The organism is Pseudomonas fluorescens (assembly GCF_001902145.1).
GTDB classification, from domain to species: Bacteria; Pseudomonadota; Gammaproteobacteria; order Pseudomonadales; family Pseudomonadaceae; genus Aquipseudomonas; species Aquipseudomonas fluorescens_BV.
This window is the reverse complement of sequence record NZ_MRST01000027.1, coordinates 70466-91979: the sequence shown is the minus strand read 5'-3', so window position 1 is coordinate 91979 and position 21514 is coordinate 70466. Positions and strand designations below refer to the sequence as shown.

Sequence of the window (21514 nt, the reverse complement as noted above, 5' to 3'; positions counted from 1 at the left end):
GGAAACACTCATGGACACCAAACTGCTCGATATCCTCGCTTGCCCGATCTGCAAAGGCCCGCTCAAGCTCAGCGCCGACAAAACCGAGCTGATCAGCAAAGGTGCCGGCCTGGCTTACCCTATCCGTGACGGCATCCCGGTCATGCTCGAAAGCGAAGCCCGCACCCTGACCACCGATGAGCGCCTGGATAAATGACCACCGCCTTTACCGTTGTCATTCCCTCGCGCTATGCCTCGACCCGCCTGCCGGGCAAGCCGCTGCAAATGATCGGCACCAAGCCGATGATCCAGCTGGTGTGGGAACAAGCGTGCAAGAGCAGCGCCGAACGGGTGGTGGTGGCCACCGATGACCCGCGTATCATCGAGGCGTGCAAAGGCTTTGGTGCCGAAGCGGTCCTGACCCGCGAAGACCATAACTCCGGCACTGATCGCCTGGCCGAAGTCGCCACTCAGCTGGGTCTGGCACCCGACGCGATCGTAGTGAACGTGCAGGGTGACGAGCCATTGATACCGCCGGGTGTCATCGACCAGGTCGCTGCCAACCTCGCGGCCCATGGCGAGGCGCGTATGGCGACCCTGGCCGAACCGATCGAAGACATCGAGACGCTGTTCAACCCGAACGTGGTGAAAGTGGTCAGCGACATCAACGGCCTGGCACTGACGTTCAGTCGCTCCACCTTGCCGTGGGCGCGGGATGCCTTTGCCAAGAATCGCGACGTGTTGCCGGAGGGCGTGCCATATCGCCGCCATATCGGCATCTATGCCTACCGCGCCGGTTTCCTGCACGACTTCGTCAGTTGGGGCCCGTGCTGGCTCGAGAATACCGAGTCCCTGGAACAACTGCGTGCCCTCTGGCACGGCGTGCGTATCCACGTGGGCGATGCGTTGGAAGCACCGCCAGCCGGTGTCGATACCCAGGAAGACCTCGAACGCGTCCGTCGCCTGCTGGGCGCCTGATGGAAGTTCTGTTTGTATGCCTGGGCAATATCTGCCGCTCGCCAACCGCTGAAGGCATCTTGCGCCGTAAGTTGCGTGAAGCAGGCTTGGCTGGCCAGGTTGAGGTGGCGTCTGCTGGCACCGGAGAATGGCATATCGGCAACCCGCCGGACCAGCGCAGCCAGCGTGCGGCGCTGGCGCGCGGCTATGACTTGTCGGGCCAGCGTGCCCAGCAGGTTTCCCGCGCTGACTTTGCCCGCTATGACCTGATCCTGGCCATGGACAACAGTAACCTGCGCAACCTCAAAGCCATGCAGCCAGGGCAGGGCAAGGCGGAGCTGGATTTGTTCCTGCGTCGCTTTGATGGCGAAGTGGACGAGGTGCCAGACCCTTACTATGAAGGTGAGCAAGGTTTCGAACGGGTCCTGGACCTGATCGAGCGCGCCTGTGACTTATTGGTGATCGAATTGAAGGGGCGGTTATGACCTTGCAAGTGCGTGCGCAGGTATCGCTCAAGCCATTCAACAGCTTTGGCATTGATGTGAGCGCGCAATTATTTGCCGAGGCCCACAGTGATGCTGACGTGCGCGAGGCCATCGCCTATGCCGCCGCACACGCGGTGCCGTTGCTGGTGATCGGTGGCGGCAGCAATTTGCTGTTGACCCAGGATGTTCCGGCGTTGGTGTTGCGTATGGCGACCCAAGGCATTCGTGTGCTGAGCGACGATGGCACGCACGTGGTGGTCGAAGCCGAAGCGGGCGAAGCCTGGCACCCGTTCGTCTTGTGGACGCTTGAGCACGGCTTTTACGGCCTGGAAAACCTCAGCCTGATCCCCGGCACTGTCGGCGCCGCGCCGATGCAGAACATCGGCGCCTATGGTGTAGAGATCAAGGATGTCTTCGCCGGCCTCACTGCGCTGGATCGACAGACGGGCGAACTGCGGGACTTCAGCCTCGACGAATGCAAGTTCGCCTACCGTGACAGCCTGTTCAAGCACGAAGTCGGGCGGTGGCTGATCTTGCGGGTACGCTTTTCCCTCAGCCGCGCCAGTCAACTGAAACTCGACTACGGCCCGGTGCAACAGCGTCTGGTCGCGCAGGGCATCAACCACGCCACGCCAAGCGATGTGAGCCGTGCGATCTGCAGCATTCGCCGCGAGAAACTGCCAGACCCGGCAGAGCTGGGCAATGCGGGCAGCTTCTTCAAGAACCCACTGGTGTCCCAGGCCCTGGCGGTTGAACTGCAAAGCCAGTATCCGGACTTGGTGGCCTACCCTCAGGCCGACGGCCAAATGAAACTCGCCGCCGGCTGGCTGATCGACAAGGCCGGTTGGAAGGGTTTCCGGGAGGGCGATGCGGGCGTGCACAAGCTGCAAGCGTTGGTGCTGGTCAACTACGGCGCGGCCACAGGGCGCGAGATTGCCAACCTGGCGCTACGTATCCAGCAGGATATCTTCAAGCGCTTCAAGGTCGAGCTGGAAATGGAACCCAATCAGTACTGAGCTTTATCAGTCCTGGAAATGAAAATGCCCCGTATCTCGCGATACAGGGCATTTTTTATTGCTGCGATTGATCAGTCATCGCGGCTCATGATGCCGAAGATCTGCAACAGGCTGATGAACAGGTTGTAGATCGACACATACAGGCTGATGGTTGCCATGATGTAGTTACGCTCACCGCCGTGGATGATGGCGCTGGTCTGGAACAGGATGCACACCGAGGAAAACAGCACAAAACCCGCGCTGATCGCCAGTTGCAGGCCGCTGATCTGGAAGAACATGCTGGCCACCACCGCCGCCAGCAACACGAAGAAACCTGCGGTGATGAAGCCACCCAGGAAGCTCATGTCCTTACGGCTGATCAGCACGTAGGCCGACAGACCACCAAACACCAGGGCCGTCATGGCAAACGCTGAACTGACCACTTCGGCACCGCCGGCCATGCCCAGGTAGCGGTTGAGGATCGGGCCGAGGATAAAGCCCATGAAACCGGTCAAGGCAAACGCCGAAACCAGGCCCCAGGCTGAGTCGCGCAGCTTGTTGGTCAGGAAGAACAGACCATAGAAACCGATCAGCACGACAAAGATATTCGGGTAACCGACGCGCATCTGCTGGGCCACGTAAGCCATCACGCCGCTGAATGCGAGGGTCAGGGCGAGCAAGCCGTAGGTGTTGCGCAACACGCGGCTGACTTCAAGCTGCTCAGCCTGCGCGTTGCCATTCACTGCGTAATTCTGTTCGCGCATGGCGACACTCCTTCAGTTTTGAAACGTTCAGTCGCAAAGATCATAACAGACGCCTTGTAACAAGCGATGCAGAGAGTTTGACAGTGTGTTTCATTCGGGTATTATGGCGCCCGCTGACACGGGATGGGCTACTATAATCCCGTGATGCACAAGGGAAATTGGCAGAGTGGTTGAATGCACCGGTCTTGAAAACCGGCGGACGTTAATAGCGTCTCCAGGGTTCGAATCCCTGGTTTCCCGCCAAGATTTACACGAAAGCCTCGCGAAAGCGGGGCTTTTGCGTTTCTGGGGTTTGGGTGTGCTGATAATCAAACAAATGCTGTTTGTCGCATTCATACCTTTCAACGACGAACCACCATTCGTCTAACGTCCGGCACTCTCCATCCGTTGCTACCTCTCAATCTCAAGCACGGATATCCCGAGCGATACACGGAGAGCCAGCATGGAAATCAACGAGAAAGCCCCAGGCAACACTTCCCAGCAAGCGGTTACTCGTAACACCGATAATGAGACGGGGCATGACCCAAGGCGCGATGAGGACAATATCCCGCTGCCCCCGGATGACGAGGCTCCGATCGAGGAGGACATGTCGGATGTAGACGCGGCGGATTCCGTGGCCAGTGAGCACCCCGGTACCTGAAGACCTCCCGATCAATGAACCCGGCCCAGCGCCGGGTTTTTATTGAGGCTTTCGGCTCACTTGAACATCCGGGATCCTTCAATATTGCCATCACCTAATTGTGAATGGCTTCACGATGCCTCTATGATCAGCACGCACTGTATTGGATCGCTGAGCCTCAACACTTTGAAGGACATGAGCATGGACAAGCACTTCGGTAATTCAGGCCTTTTCAAAACCACTTCGTATCAAGGCAACGACTCTCACGACGGCTGCAGCACCGCCGACTGGGAGCTGAAAAACAGTGCGCTGAATACGAAGGAGTTTTTGATATGTCCAAAGAATTACTCGGAGTTTTTGCTCTAGGGTTGATGGTGATCGGTGAGTTTTGTGCAATCTACAGCGAGGTGGTGACCGCCAAGTTGGCCCAAACCGGCAGTGGTTCCTGGGAGGCCTTTGTACTTCCCGTGGTCTTGATGTGTTTTGCCGGTCTTTGCCTGCTGGGCGCCTATTGGCTGGGGTACGTGGCTGTCGGTGATATCTGGATTGTCACGGTAGTCTCGGTCACTTCGTTATTGCTTCTGGAGCCTGTGGTGGTCTGGGCGCTGTTTCATGAAGCTCCAGGGCGCGGCGCGTTGATCGGGTTCTGCCTGGGCGCCTTGGGGATGTTTGCGACGGTAGTGCTCTAACACCCCGGGGAATCAAGTGCCGGGTCAGATCAGCATCTGTAGTTCGATGCTTATCTGGCCTGCACCGCTGCACTTTTTTCCATTCTGCTGATCTACCCTGTCCCAGCCATCCGACCCACACGGGTGGCCAACAGAATCAGACCCGGTGCCGATGGATCGAACGTCAACTGTTTTTACCTCCCGATGGCCGCTGCTGCTTGCTGCGGTTTTCGCGCTCTGCGCAACAGGTTGCAGCCAACAAGAGGGCCGCGATATCGCCAGACAGTTCAGCGAGGGCAAGCCCGATGAATTCTTCCAGACCAGTGTCGACCGCATGGCCACCCTGGGCATGCGTGAGAACCTGCAAAGCCTCTACCTGCTGATGAGCAAGCTCTACCTGCGCAACCCCAGCCAATGGCGTCAATCGGGGTATCCGGATGCGGTGACCGCCGCCCGGCAAATCCGCCAGGCCATCGAAAACCGCCAACCCTTGCCCGCACTGGGAGACCGGCGTGACCTGGCAGCCCTGAGTTATTCCTTGAGCCCTGACTTTCGCGGCGACCGCGTCGGCGCGTTCATCTATGCGATTGGCAGCATGCTCGTGACTGCTCACGGCGGTCGCACGCAGTTTTATGTGACCGACTCGATCAACCCGCAGTTTGTCAGCAATGCCGCGCGCAATATCGAAAAGGCCACCTGGCTGCTCAGTCAGCGTCAGGATGCCAATGGCGTGTTGCTGTTGTTTTCCAACGAGATATCGGAGGAGGGCAGTAACCTCAGTTTTGCCGTTGAGTTCGGCAAGATCGTCGCGCGGCTGGACTTGCTCACCCAAATCCTCGATGAGCGTTACCGGCGCATTGGCCTCAATTACGCACAAAGCTTGTTGCTGATGAATTTCCTGCCGGTACAGTGAGGCCATCGCATCGACCAATCGGTGCGGTGTTTCCCTTTCCGTTGTAGGAAGCAGCCTATCTTGCCTCCAACTGCTTGAAACGCTTGCCTGCGGGCAATAGCCTCGGATTTTTCTTAAACACGAGGCCCTACCTTGGGTAAACGAAAAACGGTTTGGCCCACGGATCGCGAAATTCGTTTGCGGTTTATTCTCTATGCGGTGATCGACGCCGCGACGGCCCAGGGCGTGCCTGCCGAGTTATTGCTGCCGGCGCACAAGTTATTGCGTGACTCGCCCACGGAGGCCCAGTTGCGTGACACTCTGGGGGAGATCCTCGCCACTGACCAAATGTATGGCTTTCGCTTTCCGCCGGGGTCGGATGCCGATGATCTGATGCGGGCATTGGCAACGCCTGACGGCCAAACCTGATTCACCCCTGTTTTTAAAACGCCCCTGTCCGTCATTAAGGAGTGACCTGACGGGCGTGCCTGCCTTCCCATCACTGTTCGCGTGGTGGGCTTGGCCCGGCACGTTCCCGGATTCCAAGGACCTGCCCCGATGCTGCTGCGCCACCCCCCGTTTGTTTTTGCCGCCTTGACCCTCAGTTCGCTGGTACAGGCTGAAGGCCTGCAATTGGCGCCGGTTGAAGTCACCACGGCTGAGGCCAGCGCCGCAGAAATCGCCCAGGCACAGCTCAAAAGCGTGCCCGGTGGCACCAATTACATCGATATGGACAGCGTGCAACAGGGACGGGTCAGCACCAACGAGGATGTCTTCAAGTACCAGGCCGGTGTGTACGCCAAGGCGGCCAATAACGAAGGGGTGAAGGTGTCCATTCGTGGCTCGGGCCTGAACCGTGCCCCCGGTGCCCATGCCTCCGGCCTGTATGAAATGTTCGACGGTCTGCCGCTTACCGGGCCAGGCGGCACGCCCTATGAGCTCAAGGACCCGCTGTGGCAAAGCCGGGTGGAAGTGCTGCGTGGCGCCAACGGGTTCGATCACGGTGCATTGGCCTTGGGCGGTGCGGTCAATTACGTCACCCGCACCGGCTTGGACGCGCCCAAGCTGCAAGTGCGCTATGAGGTCGGCAGTCGCGGCTATGCCCAGCGCGAAGTCAGTTCCGGGCAAGTGCTGGGGGACGCCGACTATTACATCAGCCTCACCGATTCGGAGTCCGACGGTTATCAGCACCAAAGCGCCGGCAGCGGCAAGGGCATCGCTGCCAATTTCGGCTATCGCTTTAACCCGGACCTGGAAACGCGCTTCTACTTGCGTTATCGCGAAACCACCAACGATTCTCCCGGCAGGCTCACGCGTGACCAGATAAGCCATGATCCGCGTGCCGCCAACAGCCTCAATGCCGCCCGCGATTCAAAGCGCTTGCAACCGGGCTCCACCTGGATCGCCAACAAGACCACCTTGCGGTTGGACGATAACGCGCGGGTGGAGGTCGGGCTGGCCTATCACGATTACCCCATGGACCTGCGCGAAGGCACCAATCGCCTCAAAGTCGCCTACACCGATATCAGCGGCACCCTGAATTACATCCGCCAGGACAGCCTGTTCGGCCACGCCAGCACCACCACCCTCGGCCTGCGTACCACCCAGGCGATGCCGAACAATGGCGCGTCGGAATACGTCCGCATCCCTGCGGGCAACACCGCTATCTATGCCGCCGCCACCAAAACCCGCGACTACAGCTACCTGGGCTCCGATACCGTGCTGCATGTAGGCAACAAGCTGGAACTGGTGGAGGATCTGTGGCTGACCACCGGCCTTGCCGCCATTTACACGCGCCGCGAAACCCAGGTCACGTATCCCGACGGCCAGGCACCGCTCAGTCAGCATGACTGGGACTACGCACCGCGCATCGGCCTGCGTTACGACTTCACCCCGCAGTTGCAGGTCTATGGCAACCTGAGCCGCTCGGTAGAGCCGCCGCATGCGTGGTCGATGATCTGGGGTTCGAACAAATACTTTGGCCCGGGCAGTGGGGCGGCCACGGGGTTACAGCGCGAAGGCGTGAAGCTGCGCAATCAGACCGCTACCACCCTGGAAATCGGCGGGCGCGGTGAAGCCTGGCTCGGCCAATGGGACCTGGCGCTCTATCGCTCGCAAGTTCGCCACGAGCTGCTTTCCGTGGAGACCCAGGCCCAGACCGCCACCAGCAATGCCATCATCGCCGAGTCCAACGCCAGCCCCACCGTGCACCAGGGTGTGGAACTGAGCCTGCTCAGCGCGCTGTGGGACGGCGGCGGCAGCGGTAAGCTCGACCTGCGCCAGGCCTACACCTTCAGCGACTTCCGCTACCGCGACGACGAGCGTTTCGGCGACAACACCTTGCCTGGCATTCCCAAGCACTACTATCAGGCGCAACTGCGCTACAGCCACCCGACGGGTTTCTACACCAGCCTTAACACCGAGCATGCATCACGGGTGGCGGTGGACTACGCCAATTCCTACTACGCGGCGGCCTACACCACCCTCGGCGCGACCTTCGGCTACGACGCGCCCAAGCAGGACTGGCAAGCCTGGGTCGACCTGCGCAACCTCACCAACCGCCGTTACGCCAACACCGTCACCCCGGGCTACGACGACAAAGGTATGGACGCTGCACGTTCCACCCCCGCTGATGGGCGTGGTATCTACACCGGCGTCTCCTGGAGTTGGCGTTAAATCAGCCTTCGTGCTGGCGCAGGCGCTTGTACAGGGTGTTGCGACTCACCCCCAGCTCTCGCGCCAGGTGGGAAATATTCCCGCCCACGGCTTCCAAGCGTTGGCTCAGGTCGAGACTTTCATCCAAGTGTTCAGGTTTAGACAGCGGTACTGTCGCCTGCAAATCCACAAAAAAATCATCGGGCAGGTGCTCTGCGCGGATCGGCTGCTCCTCGGCCATTGCCAGCGCCACCTGCAACACGCTGCTCACCTGGCGTAAATTCCCCGGCCACGGGTGTTGCTCGAATAGCCTCAGCACCTCGGCGCTCAGCCCGGCCCATTGAGTCGGCTCGCGGTGTTGCTGCCACAGTTGCTGGAACAGCGCCTGCTTGTCGGTACGCTCGCGCAACGGTGGCAATTCCAGGGTCAGGCCGCCGATGCGGTAGTACAAGTCCTCGCGAAAGCGCCCGGCCTGCACCAGCTCGCGCAAGGCGCGGTTGGTCGCCGAGATGATGCGCAAGTCCACCGGGAACACCTCGCTGCTGCCCACCGGCTGCACACAGCGCTCCTGCAATACCCGTAACAGGCGGGCCTGGGTGGGCAGCGGCATATCGCCGATTTCGTCGAGAAACAGCGTGCCCTTGTCGGCCTTGCGGATCAGGCCGATGCTGCCTTTCTGGTTGGCGCCGGTGAAGGCGCCTTTTTCGTAGCCGAACAGTTCCGACTCCACCAGTTCTGCGGGAATCGCCGCACAATTCACTGCGATCAACGCCTGCCGGCTGCGGGAACTGGCCTGGTGCAGGGCTTTGACGAACACCTCTTTGCCCACGCCGGTCTCGCCGTGAATCAACAACGGAATGTCCTTTTCCAGCAGGCGTTCGGCCTGGCGCACGGCTTTTTCCACGCGCACATCGCCAAAATGCAGGGTCTTGAGGTTGATCGGGGTCGGCGCTGGCGGCGGCGGGTGGCTGAACACCCGCGCCTGCACCGGCATCTGCTTGGGCCGCTTCAACAGGCACTGGAACCGATTGCGTCCCGCCGCTTGCAAGGCAAAGGGCAGCCCTTCCGGCTGGTTGAGCAGCTCCAGCAGCGACACCTTGAACAGACTGTCGATCATCACCCGCGAGAGGCTGATGCCCAGCAGGTTATCCGCACGCCGATTGGCCGACAGCACCTGGCCGCTTTCATCAAAGATCAGCAGGCCGGCCCATTGGCTGTCGAGGTTGCTCAAGCCGGTGTTGAACGTCAGTTGGAAATGTTCGCCGCGAAACAGGTTGAGGATCAGCCGGTTCTCCACGGTCTGGCTCATCATCTTGACCATGCCCAGGGTGTGGGAGGGCGGCAGGTAGCTGTCGCTGGACACGTCCAGCACCGCGATGATTTCGCGCTGGGCATCGAAAATCGGCGCCGCGGAACCGGTCATGAAGCGGTTGGCCTTGAGGAAGTGTTCATCGTGCTCAATATGCACGGCCTGGGCGCAGGCCAGCGCGGTGCCGATGGCGTTGGTGCCACTGGCGCGTTCCATCCAGCTGGCGCCGGGGCTGAAGCCACGGGCCAGCGTGGGTTCGATAAACCGCTGGGTGCCCCACGAGGTCAGCACCTGGCCCTGATTGTCGGCCAGCATGATGAGGCAATTGGAATTGCTGAGAATGTTCTCGTAGTAGGGCAACACTTCCTGATGGGTGGTCTGCACCAGGGAATGCTGGCTTTCCAGGAGTTGGCGAATGCCCTCGGCGGGCAGTTGGTCAAAGCTGGGGGCGCTTTGGTGGTCCAGGCCATAGGCGCGGCAACGGCGCCAGGATTCCTGGATAAGAGTGTCGTGAGCCAGTGGTTCGGCCATGGTGCGACCTTCATTTTTATTGTTATTGGGCGTGCACAATCTAACGAATGTAACTCGATCAATGTGGGAGGGGGCAAGCCCCCTCCCACACTGGTTCCTGTGTTGGTCATGAGAGTGTTGTTCACAACTGTTCATTGTCAACCCCGGCAGTGTTCAGTTGTTCAGCCGGATTGTTCACTCCTGAACATCATGATTCACCCATCTCCTTACACATCAAGCGCTTGCGGTTTTGGCACGAAACTCGCTCTGACAACGGACCCGATTCATTCCAATAATAAAAAAGGTCGTGTCATGTCATTGACCCTGGAACATGTCTCCCGCGTTGTCGACGGCCAAACCTGGATCGACGACGCCAACCTGCGGTTCGAAGCCGGTTCTTTCAACGTCCTGCTCGGTCGCACCCTGTCTGGCAAGACCAGCCTGATGCGCCTGATGGCCGGCCTGGACAAGCCCGACAGCGGCCGCATCCTGATGAACGGCGTGGATGTCACGCAAAAGCCGGTGCGCCTGCGCAACGTCTCGATGGTCTACCAGCAGTTCATCAACTACCCGACCATGACCGTGTTCGAGAACATCGCCTCGCCGTTGCGCCAGGCCGGTGTGTCCCAGGAGGTGATCCAGAGCAAGGTGCTGGAAACCGCCAAGATGCTGCGCATCGAGAAATTCCTGCAGCGCCACCCCTTGGAGCTATCCGGTGGCCAGCAGCAACGCACCGCCATGGCCCGCGCCCTGGTGAAAGACGCCGAACTGATTCTGTTCGATGAGCCGCTGGTCAACCTGGACTACAAACTGCGCGAAGAGCTGCGCCAGGAAATGCGCGAACTGTTCAAGGCGCGCCACACCATCGCCATTTATGCCACCACCGAGCCCAACGAAGCCCTGGCCTTGGGTGGCACCACTACCATTCTTCACGAGGGGCGGGTGATCCAGAGCGGCAAGGCTGCCGAGGTCTATCACCAGCCGCAAACCGTGCTCGCCGCTGAGCTGTTCTCCGAGCCGCCGATCAACCTGATGCCAGGGCGCATCAGCGGTAACGAAGTGAGCTTCGCCAATTTCGTACATTTCCCACTCAATGTTGACCTGCGTCCTATCGGCGAAGGCGAATTCCGCTTTGGCGTGCGCCCCAGCCATATCAGCCTGGTGCCCAGTAACGATGATGACCTGGAGCTGGCGGTGACCGTGGAAGTCGCCGAAATCAGCGGCTCGGAAACCTTCCTGCATGTGCGCAGTGAGCATTTCCTGCTGGTGCTGCACCTGCCGGGGGTGCATGAGTACGATGTCGACGCGCCGATCCGCGTGTATATCCCCACCCATAAACTGTTTGTGTTCGATGGTCAGGGCCGCTTGGTCCAGGCCCCCGGACGCCGTGTCGCGAGGGTTGCCTGATGGCCGAGATCCATTTGCGCAACCTGGCCCATAGCTACAGCCCTACGCCCACAGGGCCAGAAGACTACGCCATTCGGGAAATGAACCACGTGTGGGAGCAGGGCGGTGCCTACGCCTTGCTCGGGCCGTCAGGCTGCGGCAAGTCCACGCTGCTCAATATCATTTCCGGTCTGCTCAGCCCGTCCGAAGGCCAGGTGCTGTTCGATACCCAAGTGGTCAACGAGCTCACTCCGGAAAAACGCAATATCGCCCAGGTGTTCCAGTTCCCGGTGGTGTACGACACCATGACGGTGTTCGACAACCTGGCGTTCCCGCTGCGCAACCAGGGCATGGCTGAGGCGAAAATTCACAGCAAGGTGCAGGAGATCGCCGAAGTCCTCGACCTGCAAAACCTGCTGAGCAAAAAAGCCCGCAACCTCACCGCCGATGAAAAACAGAAAGTCTCCATGGGCCGTGGCCTGGTGCGCGATGACGTGTCGGCCATTCTGTTCGATGAGCCGCTGACAGTGATCGACCCGCACCTGAAGTGGAAACTGCGGCGCAAGCTCAAGCAGATTCACGAGCAATTCAATATCACCATGGTCTACGTCACCCACGATCAGTTGGAAGCCTCCACGTTCGCCGACAAGATCGCGGTGATGTATGGCGGGCAAATCGTGCAGTTCGGTACGCCGCGTGAATTGTTCGAGCGGCCCAGCCACACCTTTGTCGGTTACTTCATCGGTAGCCCTGGGATGAATCTGATTGAGGTGCAGGTCAGAGCTGGCGGTGTAGGGTTCGCCAATACCCTGTTGCCGCTGTCCGAAGCGATGCAGCAACGTCTCAACACCACCGACTACAAAAAGCTCCAGGTCGGCATTCGTCCGGAATTTATCCACGTGTGGGACGAGTACAACCCTGACGCCCTGCAAGCCGACGTCGTACATGTGGAAGACCTCGGCACCTACAAGATCATGACCCTCAACCTTGATGGCGCCACGCTCAAGGTGCGCCTGGCCGAGGACAAGCCGGTGCCGGAAGGGAAGGCCTCCATCAGCTTCCCCGCGCAATGGCTGATGCTCTACGCCGACGATTACCTGCTGGAGGTGGCGCCATGAACAAGGTGCAGAACAACAAGGCCTGGTGGCTGGTGTTGCCGGTGTTCCTGCTGGTGGCGTTCAGTGCGGTGATCCCGATGATGACCGTGGTCAACTATTCGGTGCAGGACATTTTCGACCAATCCAGCCGCTATTTCGTCGGGGCCGACTGGTACAAGCAGGTGCTGCTCGACCCGCGCCTGCACGACTCGCTGCTGCGCCAGTTCATCTACTCGGCCTGCGTGCTGCTGATTGAAATCCCGCTGGGCATCGCCATCGCCCTGACCATGCCCACCAAGGGCCGCTGGTCCTCGCTGGTGCTGATCATCCTCGCCATTCCCTTGCTGATTCCGTGGAACGTGGTCGGCACTATCTGGCAGATTTTTGGCCGTGCCGACATCGGCCTGCTGGGCTCGACCCTCAACGCCCTGGGCATCAGCTACAACTACGCTGCCAACACCATGGACGCCTGGGTCACCGTGCTGGTCATGGATGTGTGGCATTGGACCTCGCTGGTAGCACTGCTGTGCTACTCAGGTTTAAGGGCCATTCCGGACGTGTACTACCAGGCCGCACGGATTGATCGTGCATCGGCCTGGGCGGTGTTCCGACATATCCAGTTGCCGAAGATGAAAAGCGTGCTGCTGATCGCGGTGATGCTGCGCTTCATGGACAGCTTCATGATCTACACCGAACCCTTCGTGCTCACCGGCGGCGGGCCGGGTAATGCCACCACCTTTCTGAGTCAGACGCTTACCCAGATGGCCGTCGGCCAATTCGACCTGGGCCCGGCGGCGGCGTTTTCCCTGGTGTACTTCCTGATCATCCTGTTGGTGTCCTGGCTGTTCTACACCGCCATGACCCATTCCGACGCCAACCGCTGAGGCCGCCAACATGAGCAAACGCAAGCTAATCCCGTTACTTATTTACATCCTGTTCCTGCTGGTGCCGATCTACTGGCTGTTGAACATGTCCTTCAAGAGCAACACCGAAATCCTCGGCGGCCTGACCCTGTTTCCCCAGGATTTCACCCTGGCCAACTACAAGGTGATCTTCACCGACCCGAGCTGGTACACCGGCTACCTCAACTCGCTGTACTACGTGAGCCTGAACACGGTGATCTCCCTGAGCGTGGCGCTACCAGCGGCGTATGCGTTCTCGCGCTATCGCTTCCTGGGTGACAAGCACCTGTTCTTCTGGCTGCTGACCAACCGCATGGCGCCGCCGGCGGTGTTCCTGCTGCCGTTTTTCCAGCTGTATTCATCCATTGGCTTGTTCGATACGCACATCGCCGTGGCGCTGGCCCATTGCCTGTTCAACGTGCCGTTGGCGGTATGGATCCTGGAAGGCTTCATGTCCGGTGTGCCCAAGGAAATCGACGAAACCGCCTACATCGACGGCTATAGTTTTCCCAAGTTCTTCGTGAAGATTTTTATCCCGCTGATCGGCTCCGGTATCGGCGTCACGGCGTTTTTCTGTTTCATGTTTTCCTGGGTCGAACTGCTGCTGGCGCGCACGCTCACCTCGGTCAACGCCAAACCCATCGCAGCGGTGATGACCCGCACGGTGTCAGCCTCCGGCATTGACTGGGGCGTGCTGGCAGCGGCGGGGGTGTTGACCATCCTGCCGGGCATGCTGGTGATCTGGTTTGTTCGCAACCACGTGGCCAAGGGCTTTGCCCTGGGCCGGGTCTAGAGGAGTCGATGATGGAATGGATGGCCTGGACCACCCCCACAGCGTTGTTCTTTGGCGGTATCGCCCTGATTCTGGCGGGCATGACCACTTGGGAATTGCGTTCGCCGAGTATCCCGCGGCGCGGTTGGCTGCCGATCAGCACCACCCGTGGCGATCGCTTGTTTATCGGTCTTCTCGGCAGCGCCTACCTGCATTTGCTGGTCATTGGCGTTACCGACTGGAGCATCTGGGTGGCGTCCGCGCTCTCCCTGGTATGGCTGTTGAGTGTGATGCGTTGGGGCTAGGTCTTTACGACCCTGTAGGAGCGAGCTTGCTCGCGAAAATCGTCAACGATAACGCAGTGCTCCTGGTAGCCCGCGGTGTCTTTGAGTTTTTCGCGAGCAAGAACTAGGCGTCCCCCTCGCTCCTACAAGCCCCGTTTGAAATTAACCTGGAGGTCTCTATGTTGAATAAAAACAATAAGCTGCGACATAGCATTTCATTGGCCGCCGTACTGGCCCTCAGTGGTTTGAGCGCTTCGGCCTGGGCCGATGCGTATGAAGATGCCGCGAAAAAATGGATCGGCAGCGAGTTCAAACCTTCGACCCTTACCGAAGCCCAACAGCTGGAGGAGTTGAAGTGGTTTATCAAGGCGTCGGAGCCGTTCCGTGGGATGAAGATCAACGTGGTGTCGGAAACCCTCACCACCCACGAGTACGAATCCAAGGTGCTGGCCAAGGCCTTCAGTGAAATCACCGGTATCAAGCTGACCCATGACCTGCTGCAGGAAGGCGACGTGGTGGAGAAGCTGCAAACCCAGATGCAGTCCGACAAGAACATCTATGACGGCTGGGTCAACGATTCCGACTTGATCGGTACGCACTTTCGCTACGGCAAGACCGAATCCATCACCGACCTGATGGCCAACGAAGGCAAGGATTTCACCTCGCCCACCCTGGACCTCAAGGACTTTATCGGTCTGTCTTTCACCACCGCGCCGGACGGCAAGATCTACCAGTTGCCCGACCAGCAGTTCGCCAACCTCTACTGGTTCCGCGCCGACTGGTTCGAGCGGCCTGAGCTGAAGGCCAAGTTCAAGGAGAAATACGGCTACGACCTGGGTGTGCCGGTGAACTGGTCGGCTTATGAGGACATCGCCAAGTTCTTCAGCGAAGACGTCAAGGAAATCGACGGCAAGCGCATCTATGGGCACATGGACTACGGCAAGAAAGACCCGTCCCTGGGCTGGCGCTTCACTGACGCCTGGTTCTCCATGGCCGGCGGCGGTGACAAGGGCTTGCCCAACGGCTTGCCGGTGGACGAGTGGGGCATTCGTGTGGAGGACTGCCACCCGGTGGGCTCCAGCGTCACCCGTGGCGGCGACACCAACGGCCCGGCGGCGGTATTCGCCACGCAGAAATACGTGGACTGGATGAAAGCCTACGCACCACCGGAAGCGGCGGGCATGACCTTCTCCGAATCCGGCCCGGTGCCGTCCCAGGGCAACATCGCCCAGCAGATCTTCTGGTACACCGCGTTTACCGCCGACATGGTCAAGCCGGGCTTGCCGGTGGTAAATGCAGACGGTACGCCGAAATGGCGCATGGCACCTTCCCCAGTCGGGCCGTATTGGGAAAAGGGCATGAAGAAGGGCTATCAGGACGTAGGTTCCTGGACCTTCCTCAAGTCCACGCCCGAAAAGCAGAAACTCGCGGCCTGGCTCTACGCGCAGTTTGTGACCTCAAAAACGGTGTCGCTGAAGAAAACCATCGTTGGCCTGACGCCGATTCGTGAGTCCGATATCAACTCCCAGGCCATGACCGACATGGCGCCCAAACTCGGGGGGCTGGTGGAGTTCTACCGCAGCCCGGCCCGCACCGAGTGGTCCCCGACGGGCACCAACGTGCCGGACTACCCGCGCCTGGCGCAGCTGTGGTGGAGCAATATTGCCGCAGCGGCCAGCGGCGAGAAAACCCCGCAACAGGCACTGGACAACCTGGCCAAGGAGCAGGATGCGATCATGACGCGCCTGGAACGCTCCAAGGTGCAACCGGTGTGCGGCCCGAAAATGAACCCCGAGCGTGACGCGCAATACTGGTTCGACCAGCCGGGTGCGCCGAAGCCGAAACTGGCCAACGAGAAGCCCCAGGGCGAAACCGTGAACTACAACGACCTGCTCAAGCAGTGGGAGGCTGCACGTAAGTAATAGCGCCACCTCAACCCCTGTAGGAGCGAGCTTGCTCGCGAAAAACGTCAACGATAACGCGTGCTTCCTGAATAAACGCGGCGTCTGCGAGTTTTTCGCGAGCAAGCTCGCTCCTACAGGTATTTTGGTTTTGTGAGCCCTTAAAAACGACCGCTTATCCCCCACAACCCAACCTCGTTTGAATTTTCTGCACACCCCGAGGCTCTGCATTTTAGAAGCGCGTGATGTTGAGCGCTCTTGCGGGGCCACCTTGTGGGAGGCCCGTTGTAACGGACTTTGCGGAAACTGCCATCATGACACTCCTTACAGCGCTATCAGGCCAGCCGGCCTCCCTCACCGACTCGGCACAGGGCCGCCATCAACGGATGTACCAACAGTTGCATGGCGAAACCCGAGACGCCACCGAACTTGCCCGTGAATACCTGCACGATCACTTGGCCCTGGTAGAGGCAACCGCCTGCGACTTGCCAGAGGCGCCCGAACAGCTGATGGCCTGGGTCGAGCAGCGCTGCGCCGAGGTGGCCCAGGCCTATGCCGACTACCTTGAACAGCGCCGGCAAGGGGGGCCGCGGCGGTATTTCCAGAGCAAGGCCCATGCGTTGTATTTCCTGCAGTGCGTTGCGCCAACCAAACAGGTCGACGGCGCCTGGCTCTACGGCTTGCTGCGCTATTGGCAAGACCAGCGCTTCGACGGCCTGCTCACCACTTACCTGGAGGAATTGGGCGACGGTGAAGCCGCGCAGAACCATGTGGTGATCTACCGCAAGTTGCTCAGCGAGCACGATGCCGACAGCGAAGCCGGCCTTGAGGATGACCATTACCTGCAAGGCGCCCTGCAACTGGCGCTTGGTGTGTGCGCCGACGAGTTCCTGCCGGAGGTCATTGGCTTCAACCTGGGTTACGAGCAACTGCCGCTGCACCTGTTGATCACCGCTTATGAACTCAGTGAGCTGGGCATCGACCCTTATTACTTCACGCTGCATGTCACCATCGACAACGCCAGCAGTGGCCACGCCAGCAAGGCGGCGCAATCGGTGCTGAACCTGTTGCCGCTGGGCGAGGGCAGGGCAGACTTCTATCGCCGGGTGGCCGCTGGCTACCGCCTGAACGATCTGGGGCCGGGTACTACGTCTGTGATCAAGCAGTTCAACCTGCACGACGAGGTGGTGGCGATGCTCGAACGCAAGCGCGCCTTCGGCCAGCACATGCATTCGGACTATTGCCGCTTCGAAGGCCAGACTGTCAACCAATGGCTGGCCCAGCCTGGGCAGATCGGCGCATTCCTCAAGGCCCTGGAAGACAAGGGCTGGATCAAGCATAACCAGGACCCCGCCAACAGCCGCTTCTGGCAATTGATCGAGGGCGCTGGCGCGGCGATGTTCGGGGTGTTCAGCGGTTATGAGAAACAACTGATCCATGACTGGATCGCCGGTGAATGGGTTGCCAGCGGACGCGTGCCGCCCGTGCGGCCAGGACGCGGCAGCCGGTTTTCCCGCGAGCAGCATCGTCCAGCGGATCCTGATACCCAGGCCCTGGCGGAATCGTTGTGCAACTTGCCCGATGTGCAACAGCTCAATGCGTTGATCCCGTGGCTGTCGGCACGCCGTCATTGCACGCCTGCCGGGCTGTATGCCACTCGCCGCTTTATCCAACTGCGTGCGCGCCTGCGCTAAGGAATGTGCCTATGTCTGCGCAACAACTGGCTGATCGTGCCTTGTTGAACCTGGGCCGGGGGTTGAAGGAGGGCGGTTATCGCTTTATCACACCGACGCCCTTGACCCACGAGCGTGTCTATCGGCGGCTGGCAACGCCTCTGGCAATGACGCTGCGCGATGTGTTCGGTTGGTCGATGCCGTTCGATCAAGGCCTGCTGCCCGAGGCCTTGCGTGAAGAGTTGCAGCAAGCGGATGTGATCGAAAAACACGGCGCGCTATGGCGCAGCACGGTGCGTTGGTCGAGCCTCGATGAGCTGCTGTTCACCCATTCGCCTTATCCCACCGACCAGGCGGACGCGGTGTTTTTCGGCCCCGACAGCTACCGCTTTGCCCACGTGATCGAAGCCTATCTGCAACAGCGTTTCGAGCCGCTCAAGCGCGCTGTGGACATCGGCTGTGGCGCCGGCGTCGGCGCGCTGGTGATTGCCAAAGCCCGGCATGACGCCCAGGTGCTGGCGGTGGATATCAACCCCCGTGCCCTGCGCATGACGGCGGTGAATGCCGAGCTGGCCGCGCTGAATAACGTCAGCGTGTACCACAGTGACGTGCTGGCCAGTGTGGAGGGCGAATTCGACCTGATCGTCGCCAACCCGCCGTACATGAAAGATGACCGCCAGCGCGCCTATCGCCATGGCGGCGGCGCCCTGGGGGAGCAGTTGTCGCTGCGCATCGTCAGTGAATCCATCGGGCGCCTGGCCCTGGGCGGTAGCCTGCTGCTGTATACCGGGGTCGCGATGGTGGCGGGCAGCGATCCTTTCCTCGAGGCGGTCAAGCCATTGCTGGGCAGCGATGCCTACGGCTGGACCTACCGCGAACTGGACCCGGACGTTTTCGGTGAGGAGCTGGAAAAACCAGGCTATGAGCAGGTGGAGCGCATCGCCGTGGTCGCGCTGACCGTCACCCGGCTGCGCTGAATGCCGATGCTCACCTTTGGTATTGAAGAGGAATACTTCATCACTGACCTGCACACCCGCCAGATGGTCGGCGAGCCCTCGGCGGCGGTGCTGGCGGCCTGCCGCGAAGCAATTGGTGCGGGCTTCTCTTTTGAGATGTTCCAAGGGCAGATCGAAGCGGCCTCACCGGTGTTTACTTCAAGCGGCGAAGCGGCGGATTACTTGCGGGCAGTGCGCGGCAACCTGGCGCAATCCCTGGCTGAGCTCGGCCTCGGTGTGGTGTGCGTCGGCAGCCATCCCCTGGCCGATTGGCGCGGGCAACGGCCGACCGATCAGGCGCATTTCCGGCAACTGTTCGACGATATTCAGTATGTAGCGCGGCGCAGTGTGTTGTGCGGGCTGCATGTGCATGTGCAGGTGCCGCAGGCGTTGGACCGCATCGCGGTGATGAATCAGGTGTCGCCGTGGCTGCCGTTGTTGCTGCTGCTCAGTTGCTCATCGCCTTTCTGGGACGGCGCGCCCAGCGGCTTCATGAGCTACCGCCAGGCCGCTTGCGACGAGTGGCCCCGCATGGGTGTGCCGGAACATTTCAGCGATTGGGCCGAGTACCAGCGCTACCTGGCCATGTTACAGCGCATCGGCGCGATCAAGGCCGATGGCAATGGCTGGTGGGGCATTCGCCCAGCGGCACGTTATCCCACCCTGGAACTGCGCATGACCGACGCCTGCCCACGGCTGACGGACGCCTTGGCCCTCGCCACGCTGTTTCGGGTGATGGTCACCCATGCCTGCGCGATGCAGCGCCCTGGCGCCAGGTTCAGTGCCGAGGCGCGCTGGCTGCTCAAGGAAAATCGCTGGCAGGCCAAGCGTTATGGGGCCGCTGGCACCTTCGCGTTAGACGACGCAGGCAGCCTGGGCAGCGCTGAGCAATGGCTGCAATGCGCCCGGCAGACCTTTGCCGCCACGGCAGAGGCCATGGGCGAGCCGCTGCTGTTCGATACCCTGGAGGCCTTGCTGCGACGCGGCAACAGTGCGGCCGAGCAGTTGCGCTGGCATGCCCAGGCCCAGGCCAGCGGTGCCGATGCGCTTGGCAGCTTGCACCTGGTAGTCGACCAGCTGTTGGCCCAGAGTCGCGGCGACCATTGATCGGGTGTCGATCAACGTTGATGGAACACTGATGGGGCTGCTCGGCCCTTAACTAGTAACCCCTCAACGGCAGGAGCGCAGAGCATGCGAGCGATGACTTACCAGGGCGCGCACAAGGTGCAGGTCGATACCGTGCCCGATCCGATCATTGAACAACCCGACGACATCATTCTGCGGGTCACCGCCACCGCGATCTGTGGCTCGGACCTGCACCTGTACCGTGGCAAGATCCCGACCGTGGAGCACGGCGATATCTTCGGCCATGAGTTCATGGGTGTCGTCGAAGAAACCGGCCCGGCAGTTACCGCTGTGCAACCCGGCGACCGCGTGGTGATTCCGTTCGTGATTGCCTGTGGCGATTGCTTTTTCTGCCAGCTCCAGCAATTCGCCGCCTGCGAAACCACCAACGATGGGCGCGGCGCGATCCTGAATAAAAAAGCGATCCCGCCGGGTGCCGCGCTATTTGGCTACAGCCGTCTGTATGGCGGTATACCTGGCGGCCAGGCGGAGTGGGTGCGGGTGCCCAAGGCCAATGCCGGGCCGTTCAAGGTGCCCGGCACCCTGGCAGATGAGAAGGTGCTGTTCCTCTCCGATATCCTGCCCACCGCCTGGCAGGCAGTGACCAACGCCGGCATCGGCAAAGGCTCCAGCGTGGCGATTTATGGTGCCGGGCCCGTGGGCCTGCTCAGTGCAGCCTGCGCGCACATGCTGGGCGCCGAGCAGATTTTCATGGTCGACGACCACCCGTATCGTTTGGCCTATGCGCAGAAAACCTACGGGGTGATCCCGATCAATTTTGAAGAGGATGATGACCCGGCTGACACCATCATCCGTCAGACGGCCGGCATGCGCGGCGTCGATGGCGTGGTGGACGCGGTGGGTTTCGAAGCCAAGGGCAGCACCACGGAAACCCTGCTCACCACCCTCAAGATCGAGGGCAGCAGCGGCAAGGCCCTGCGCCAGTGCATCGCCGCCGTACGCCGCGGTGGTGTGGTCAGCGTCGCCGGGGTGTATGCCGGGTTTATCCATGGCTTCATGTTTGGCGATGCCTTCGACAAGGGCCTGACCTTCAAGATGGGCCAGACCCATGTGCAGCGGTTCTTACCGGAGTTATTGGAGCATATCGAGCTGGGGCATCTGCACCCGGAGGCGATCATCACGCACAGGCTGCCCTTGGAGCAGGCGGCGCGGGGTTATGAACTGTTTGATAAAGCTGAGGAGGAGTGTCGCAAGGTGATCCTGCTGCCGGGGGGAGACGACCGGCCGCTCACTGAACCGGTGGGCGAACTGACCCCTGAGTTGCGTATACAGGGCGTTCCCGGCTTCTGAGCCAATACCCGGAAAAATGTGGGAGCTGGCTTGCCTGCGATGGCCATCGGTATCTACACAACTTCGAGGCGACGCTGGACCTGTGGCGAGGGAGCTTGCTCCCGTGACGGACTGACAGCCGACGCTGATCTAACTGATGCGCCGCGATCCAAATGTGGGAGCTGGCTTGCCTGCGAAGACGGCCTGGCAGCCAACTGGGATGTTGGATCAGAGCGCGTACATATCCGTTATTTAG

General features: G+C 60.4%; 21 protein-coding genes and 1 tRNA gene. 20 read left to right on the top strand and 2 right to left on the bottom strand.

The features are described 5' to 3' along the window. Positions 1-10 precede the first annotated feature (10 nt). Genes BUE92_RS23385 through murB form a run of 4 tightly spaced genes read left to right on the top strand, consistent with a single transcriptional unit; the run spans position 11 to position 2437 of the window. On the top strand, positions 11-196 hold the full coding sequence (locus BUE92_RS23385; protein ID WP_003174668.1) for a Trm112 family protein: 186 nt from the start codon (positions 11-13) through the stop codon (positions 194-196). Then, on the top strand, positions 193-957 hold the full coding sequence (gene kdsB / locus BUE92_RS23380; RefSeq protein WP_054898278.1) for a 3-deoxy-manno-octulosonate cytidylyltransferase: 765 nt from the start codon (positions 193-195) through the stop codon (positions 955-957). Before BUE92_RS23385 ends, kdsB begins: the two co-directional genes overlap by 4 nt. Next, positions 957-1421 (top strand): low molecular weight protein-tyrosine-phosphatase, encoded by a 465-nt coding sequence (locus BUE92_RS23375; protein ID WP_073526564.1) that lies wholly within the window; start codon positions 957-959, stop codon positions 1419-1421. Before kdsB ends, BUE92_RS23375 begins: the two co-directional genes overlap by 1 nt. After that, positions 1418-2437: a UDP-N-acetylmuramate dehydrogenase gene (gene murB / locus BUE92_RS23370; protein ID WP_073526562.1), complete on the top strand. Its 1020-nt coding sequence runs from the start codon at positions 1418-1420 to the stop codon at positions 2435-2437. Before BUE92_RS23375 ends, murB begins: the two co-directional genes overlap by 4 nt. A gap of 71 nt (positions 2438-2508) precedes the next feature. Here the strand turns inward: murB and BUE92_RS23365 are convergent, their stop codons facing one another. Then, the gene (locus BUE92_RS23365) at positions 2509-3180 is read right to left on the bottom strand and encodes a Bax inhibitor-1/YccA family protein (protein WP_003192030.1); all 672 of its coding nucleotides are present in this window, start codon (positions 3178-3180) and stop codon (positions 2509-2511) included. Positions 3181-3332: 152 nt separating this feature from the next. Between BUE92_RS23365 and BUE92_RS23360 the strand changes: the two genes are divergently transcribed. From BUE92_RS23360 to BUE92_RS23330, 6 genes are all read left to right on the top strand, one after another. Further along, positions 3333-3423, top strand: a tRNA-Ser gene (locus BUE92_RS23360). 199 nt (positions 3424-3622) lie between these two features. Continuing rightward, the gene (locus BUE92_RS23355) at positions 3623-3820 is read left to right on the top strand and encodes a hypothetical protein (protein ID WP_073526560.1); all 198 of its coding nucleotides are present in this window, start codon (positions 3623-3625) and stop codon (positions 3818-3820) included. Positions 3821-4170: 350 nt separating this feature from the next. After that, complete coding sequence (locus tag BUE92_RS23345; protein ID WP_073526556.1) at positions 4171-4488, top strand: hypothetical protein; 318 nt, start codon at positions 4171-4173, stop codon at positions 4486-4488. Between the two features lie 151 nt (positions 4489-4639). Next, positions 4640-5380 carry a hypothetical protein gene (locus BUE92_RS23340; RefSeq protein ID WP_073526555.1) on the top strand — a complete coding sequence of 247 codons (741 nt, stop codon included), beginning with the start codon at positions 4640-4642 and terminating at the stop codon, positions 5378-5380. Between the two features lie 132 nt (positions 5381-5512). Beyond that, positions 5513-5788 carry a hypothetical protein gene (locus BUE92_RS23335; RefSeq protein ID WP_073526554.1) on the top strand — a complete coding sequence of 92 codons (276 nt, stop codon included), beginning with the start codon at positions 5513-5515 and terminating at the stop codon, positions 5786-5788. Positions 5789-5917: 129 nt separating this feature from the next. Beyond that, on the top strand, positions 5918-8035 hold the full coding sequence (locus BUE92_RS23330) for a TonB-dependent receptor family protein (protein ID WP_073526553.1): 2118 nt from the start codon (positions 5918-5920) through the stop codon (positions 8033-8035). Between the two features lies 1 nt (position 8036). Here BUE92_RS23330 and BUE92_RS23325 read toward each other — a convergent pair whose 3' ends face one another. Further along, positions 8037-9854 (bottom strand): sigma-54-dependent Fis family transcriptional regulator, encoded by a 1818-nt coding sequence (locus BUE92_RS23325; protein ID WP_073526552.1) that lies wholly within the window; start codon positions 9852-9854, stop codon positions 8037-8039. Positions 9855-10145: 291 nt separating this feature from the next. Between BUE92_RS23325 and BUE92_RS23320 the strand changes: the two genes are divergently transcribed. From BUE92_RS23320 to BUE92_RS23275, 10 genes are all read left to right on the top strand, one after another. Next, positions 10146-11240 (top strand): ABC transporter ATP-binding protein, encoded by a 1095-nt coding sequence (locus tag BUE92_RS23320; protein ID WP_014718865.1) that lies wholly within the window; start codon positions 10146-10148, stop codon positions 11238-11240. Then, positions 11240-12337: an ABC transporter ATP-binding protein gene (locus tag BUE92_RS23315; RefSeq protein ID WP_073526551.1), complete on the top strand. Its 1098-nt coding sequence runs from the start codon at positions 11240-11242 to the stop codon at positions 12335-12337. The genes BUE92_RS23320 and BUE92_RS23315 overlap by 1 nt, the downstream gene beginning before the upstream one ends. Beyond that, a complete protein-coding gene (locus BUE92_RS23310; RefSeq protein ID WP_003192014.1) occupies positions 12334-13200 on the top strand; it encodes a carbohydrate ABC transporter permease in 867 nt (288 codons plus the stop codon). The genes BUE92_RS23315 and BUE92_RS23310 overlap by 4 nt, the downstream gene beginning before the upstream one ends. Before the next feature lie 10 nt (positions 13201-13210). Continuing rightward, the gene (locus BUE92_RS23305) at positions 13211-14011 is read left to right on the top strand and encodes a carbohydrate ABC transporter permease (RefSeq protein ID WP_003232361.1); all 801 of its coding nucleotides are present in this window, start codon (positions 13211-13213) and stop codon (positions 14009-14011) included. A gap of 11 nt (positions 14012-14022) precedes the next feature. After that, complete coding sequence (locus tag BUE92_RS23300) at positions 14023-14295, top strand: DUF2160 domain-containing protein (RefSeq protein ID WP_073526550.1); 273 nt, start codon at positions 14023-14025, stop codon at positions 14293-14295. Between the two features lie 158 nt (positions 14296-14453). After that, on the top strand, positions 14454-16196 hold the full coding sequence (locus tag BUE92_RS23295) for an ABC transporter substrate-binding protein (protein WP_073526549.1): 1743 nt from the start codon (positions 14454-14456) through the stop codon (positions 16194-16196). A gap of 293 nt (positions 16197-16489) precedes the next feature. Then, a complete protein-coding gene (locus tag BUE92_RS23290) occupies positions 16490-17869 on the top strand; it encodes an iron-containing redox enzyme family protein (RefSeq protein WP_073526548.1) in 1380 nt (459 codons plus the stop codon). Between the two features lie 11 nt (positions 17870-17880). Beyond that, complete coding sequence (locus BUE92_RS23285) at positions 17881-18825, top strand: N5-glutamine methyltransferase family protein (protein WP_073526546.1); 945 nt, start codon at positions 17881-17883, stop codon at positions 18823-18825. Positions 18826-18831: 6 nt separating this feature from the next. Next, entirely contained in the window at positions 18832-19950 is a 1119-nt protein-coding gene (locus BUE92_RS23280; protein WP_073527204.1) for a carboxylate-amine ligase, read from the top strand. 84 nt (positions 19951-20034) lie between these two features. Then, positions 20035-21279 (top strand): zinc-dependent alcohol dehydrogenase, encoded by a 1245-nt coding sequence (locus tag BUE92_RS23275; RefSeq protein ID WP_073526545.1) that lies wholly within the window; start codon positions 20035-20037, stop codon positions 21277-21279. Positions 21280-21514: the final 235 nt, after the last annotated feature.

Bases quoted from the DNA above. Each gene is read 5' to 3' on its own strand.
- BUE92_RS23385 (WP_003174668.1), top strand. From the start codon at position 11: ATGGACACCAAACTGCTCGATATCCTCGCTTGCCCGATCTGCAAAGGC.
- kdsB (WP_054898278.1), top strand. From the start codon at position 193: ATGACCACCGCCTTTACCGTTGTCATTCCCTCGCGCTATGCCTCGACC.
- BUE92_RS23375 (WP_073526564.1), top strand. From the start codon at position 957: ATGGAAGTTCTGTTTGTATGCCTGGGCAATATCTGCCGCTCGCCAACC.
- murB (WP_073526562.1), top strand. From the start codon at position 1,418: ATGACCTTGCAAGTGCGTGCGCAGGTATCGCTCAAGCCATTCAACAGC.
- BUE92_RS23365 (WP_003192030.1), bottom strand. From the start codon at position 3,180: ATGCGCGAACAGAATTACGCAGTGAATGGCAACGCGCAGGCTGAGCAG.
- BUE92_RS23355 (WP_073526560.1), top strand. From the start codon at position 3,623: ATGGAAATCAACGAGAAAGCCCCAGGCAACACTTCCCAGCAAGCGGTT.
- BUE92_RS23345 (WP_073526556.1), top strand. From the start codon at position 4,171: ATGGTGATCGGTGAGTTTTGTGCAATCTACAGCGAGGTGGTGACCGCC.
- BUE92_RS23340 (WP_073526555.1), top strand. From the start codon at position 4,640: ATGGATCGAACGTCAACTGTTTTTACCTCCCGATGGCCGCTGCTGCTT.
- BUE92_RS23330 (WP_073526553.1), top strand. From the start codon at position 5,918: ATGCTGCTGCGCCACCCCCCGTTTGTTTTTGCCGCCTTGACCCTCAGT.
- BUE92_RS23325 (WP_073526552.1), bottom strand. From the start codon at position 9,854: ATGGCCGAACCACTGGCTCACGACACTCTTATCCAGGAATCCTGGCGC.
- BUE92_RS23320 (WP_014718865.1), top strand. From the start codon at position 10,146: ATGTCATTGACCCTGGAACATGTCTCCCGCGTTGTCGACGGCCAAACC.
- BUE92_RS23315 (WP_073526551.1), top strand. From the start codon at position 11,240: ATGGCCGAGATCCATTTGCGCAACCTGGCCCATAGCTACAGCCCTACG.
- BUE92_RS23310 (WP_003192014.1), top strand. From the start codon at position 12,334: ATGAACAAGGTGCAGAACAACAAGGCCTGGTGGCTGGTGTTGCCGGTG.
- BUE92_RS23305 (WP_003232361.1), top strand. From the start codon at position 13,211: ATGAGCAAACGCAAGCTAATCCCGTTACTTATTTACATCCTGTTCCTG.
- BUE92_RS23300 (WP_073526550.1), top strand. From the start codon at position 14,023: ATGGAATGGATGGCCTGGACCACCCCCACAGCGTTGTTCTTTGGCGGT.
- BUE92_RS23295 (WP_073526549.1), top strand. From the start codon at position 14,454: ATGTTGAATAAAAACAATAAGCTGCGACATAGCATTTCATTGGCCGCC.
- BUE92_RS23290 (WP_073526548.1), top strand. From the start codon at position 16,490: ATGACACTCCTTACAGCGCTATCAGGCCAGCCGGCCTCCCTCACCGAC.
- BUE92_RS23285 (WP_073526546.1), top strand. From the start codon at position 17,881: ATGTCTGCGCAACAACTGGCTGATCGTGCCTTGTTGAACCTGGGCCGG.
- BUE92_RS23280 (WP_073527204.1), top strand. From the start codon at position 18,832: ATGCTCACCTTTGGTATTGAAGAGGAATACTTCATCACTGACCTGCAC.
- BUE92_RS23275 (WP_073526545.1), top strand. From the start codon at position 20,035: ATGCGAGCGATGACTTACCAGGGCGCGCACAAGGTGCAGGTCGATACC.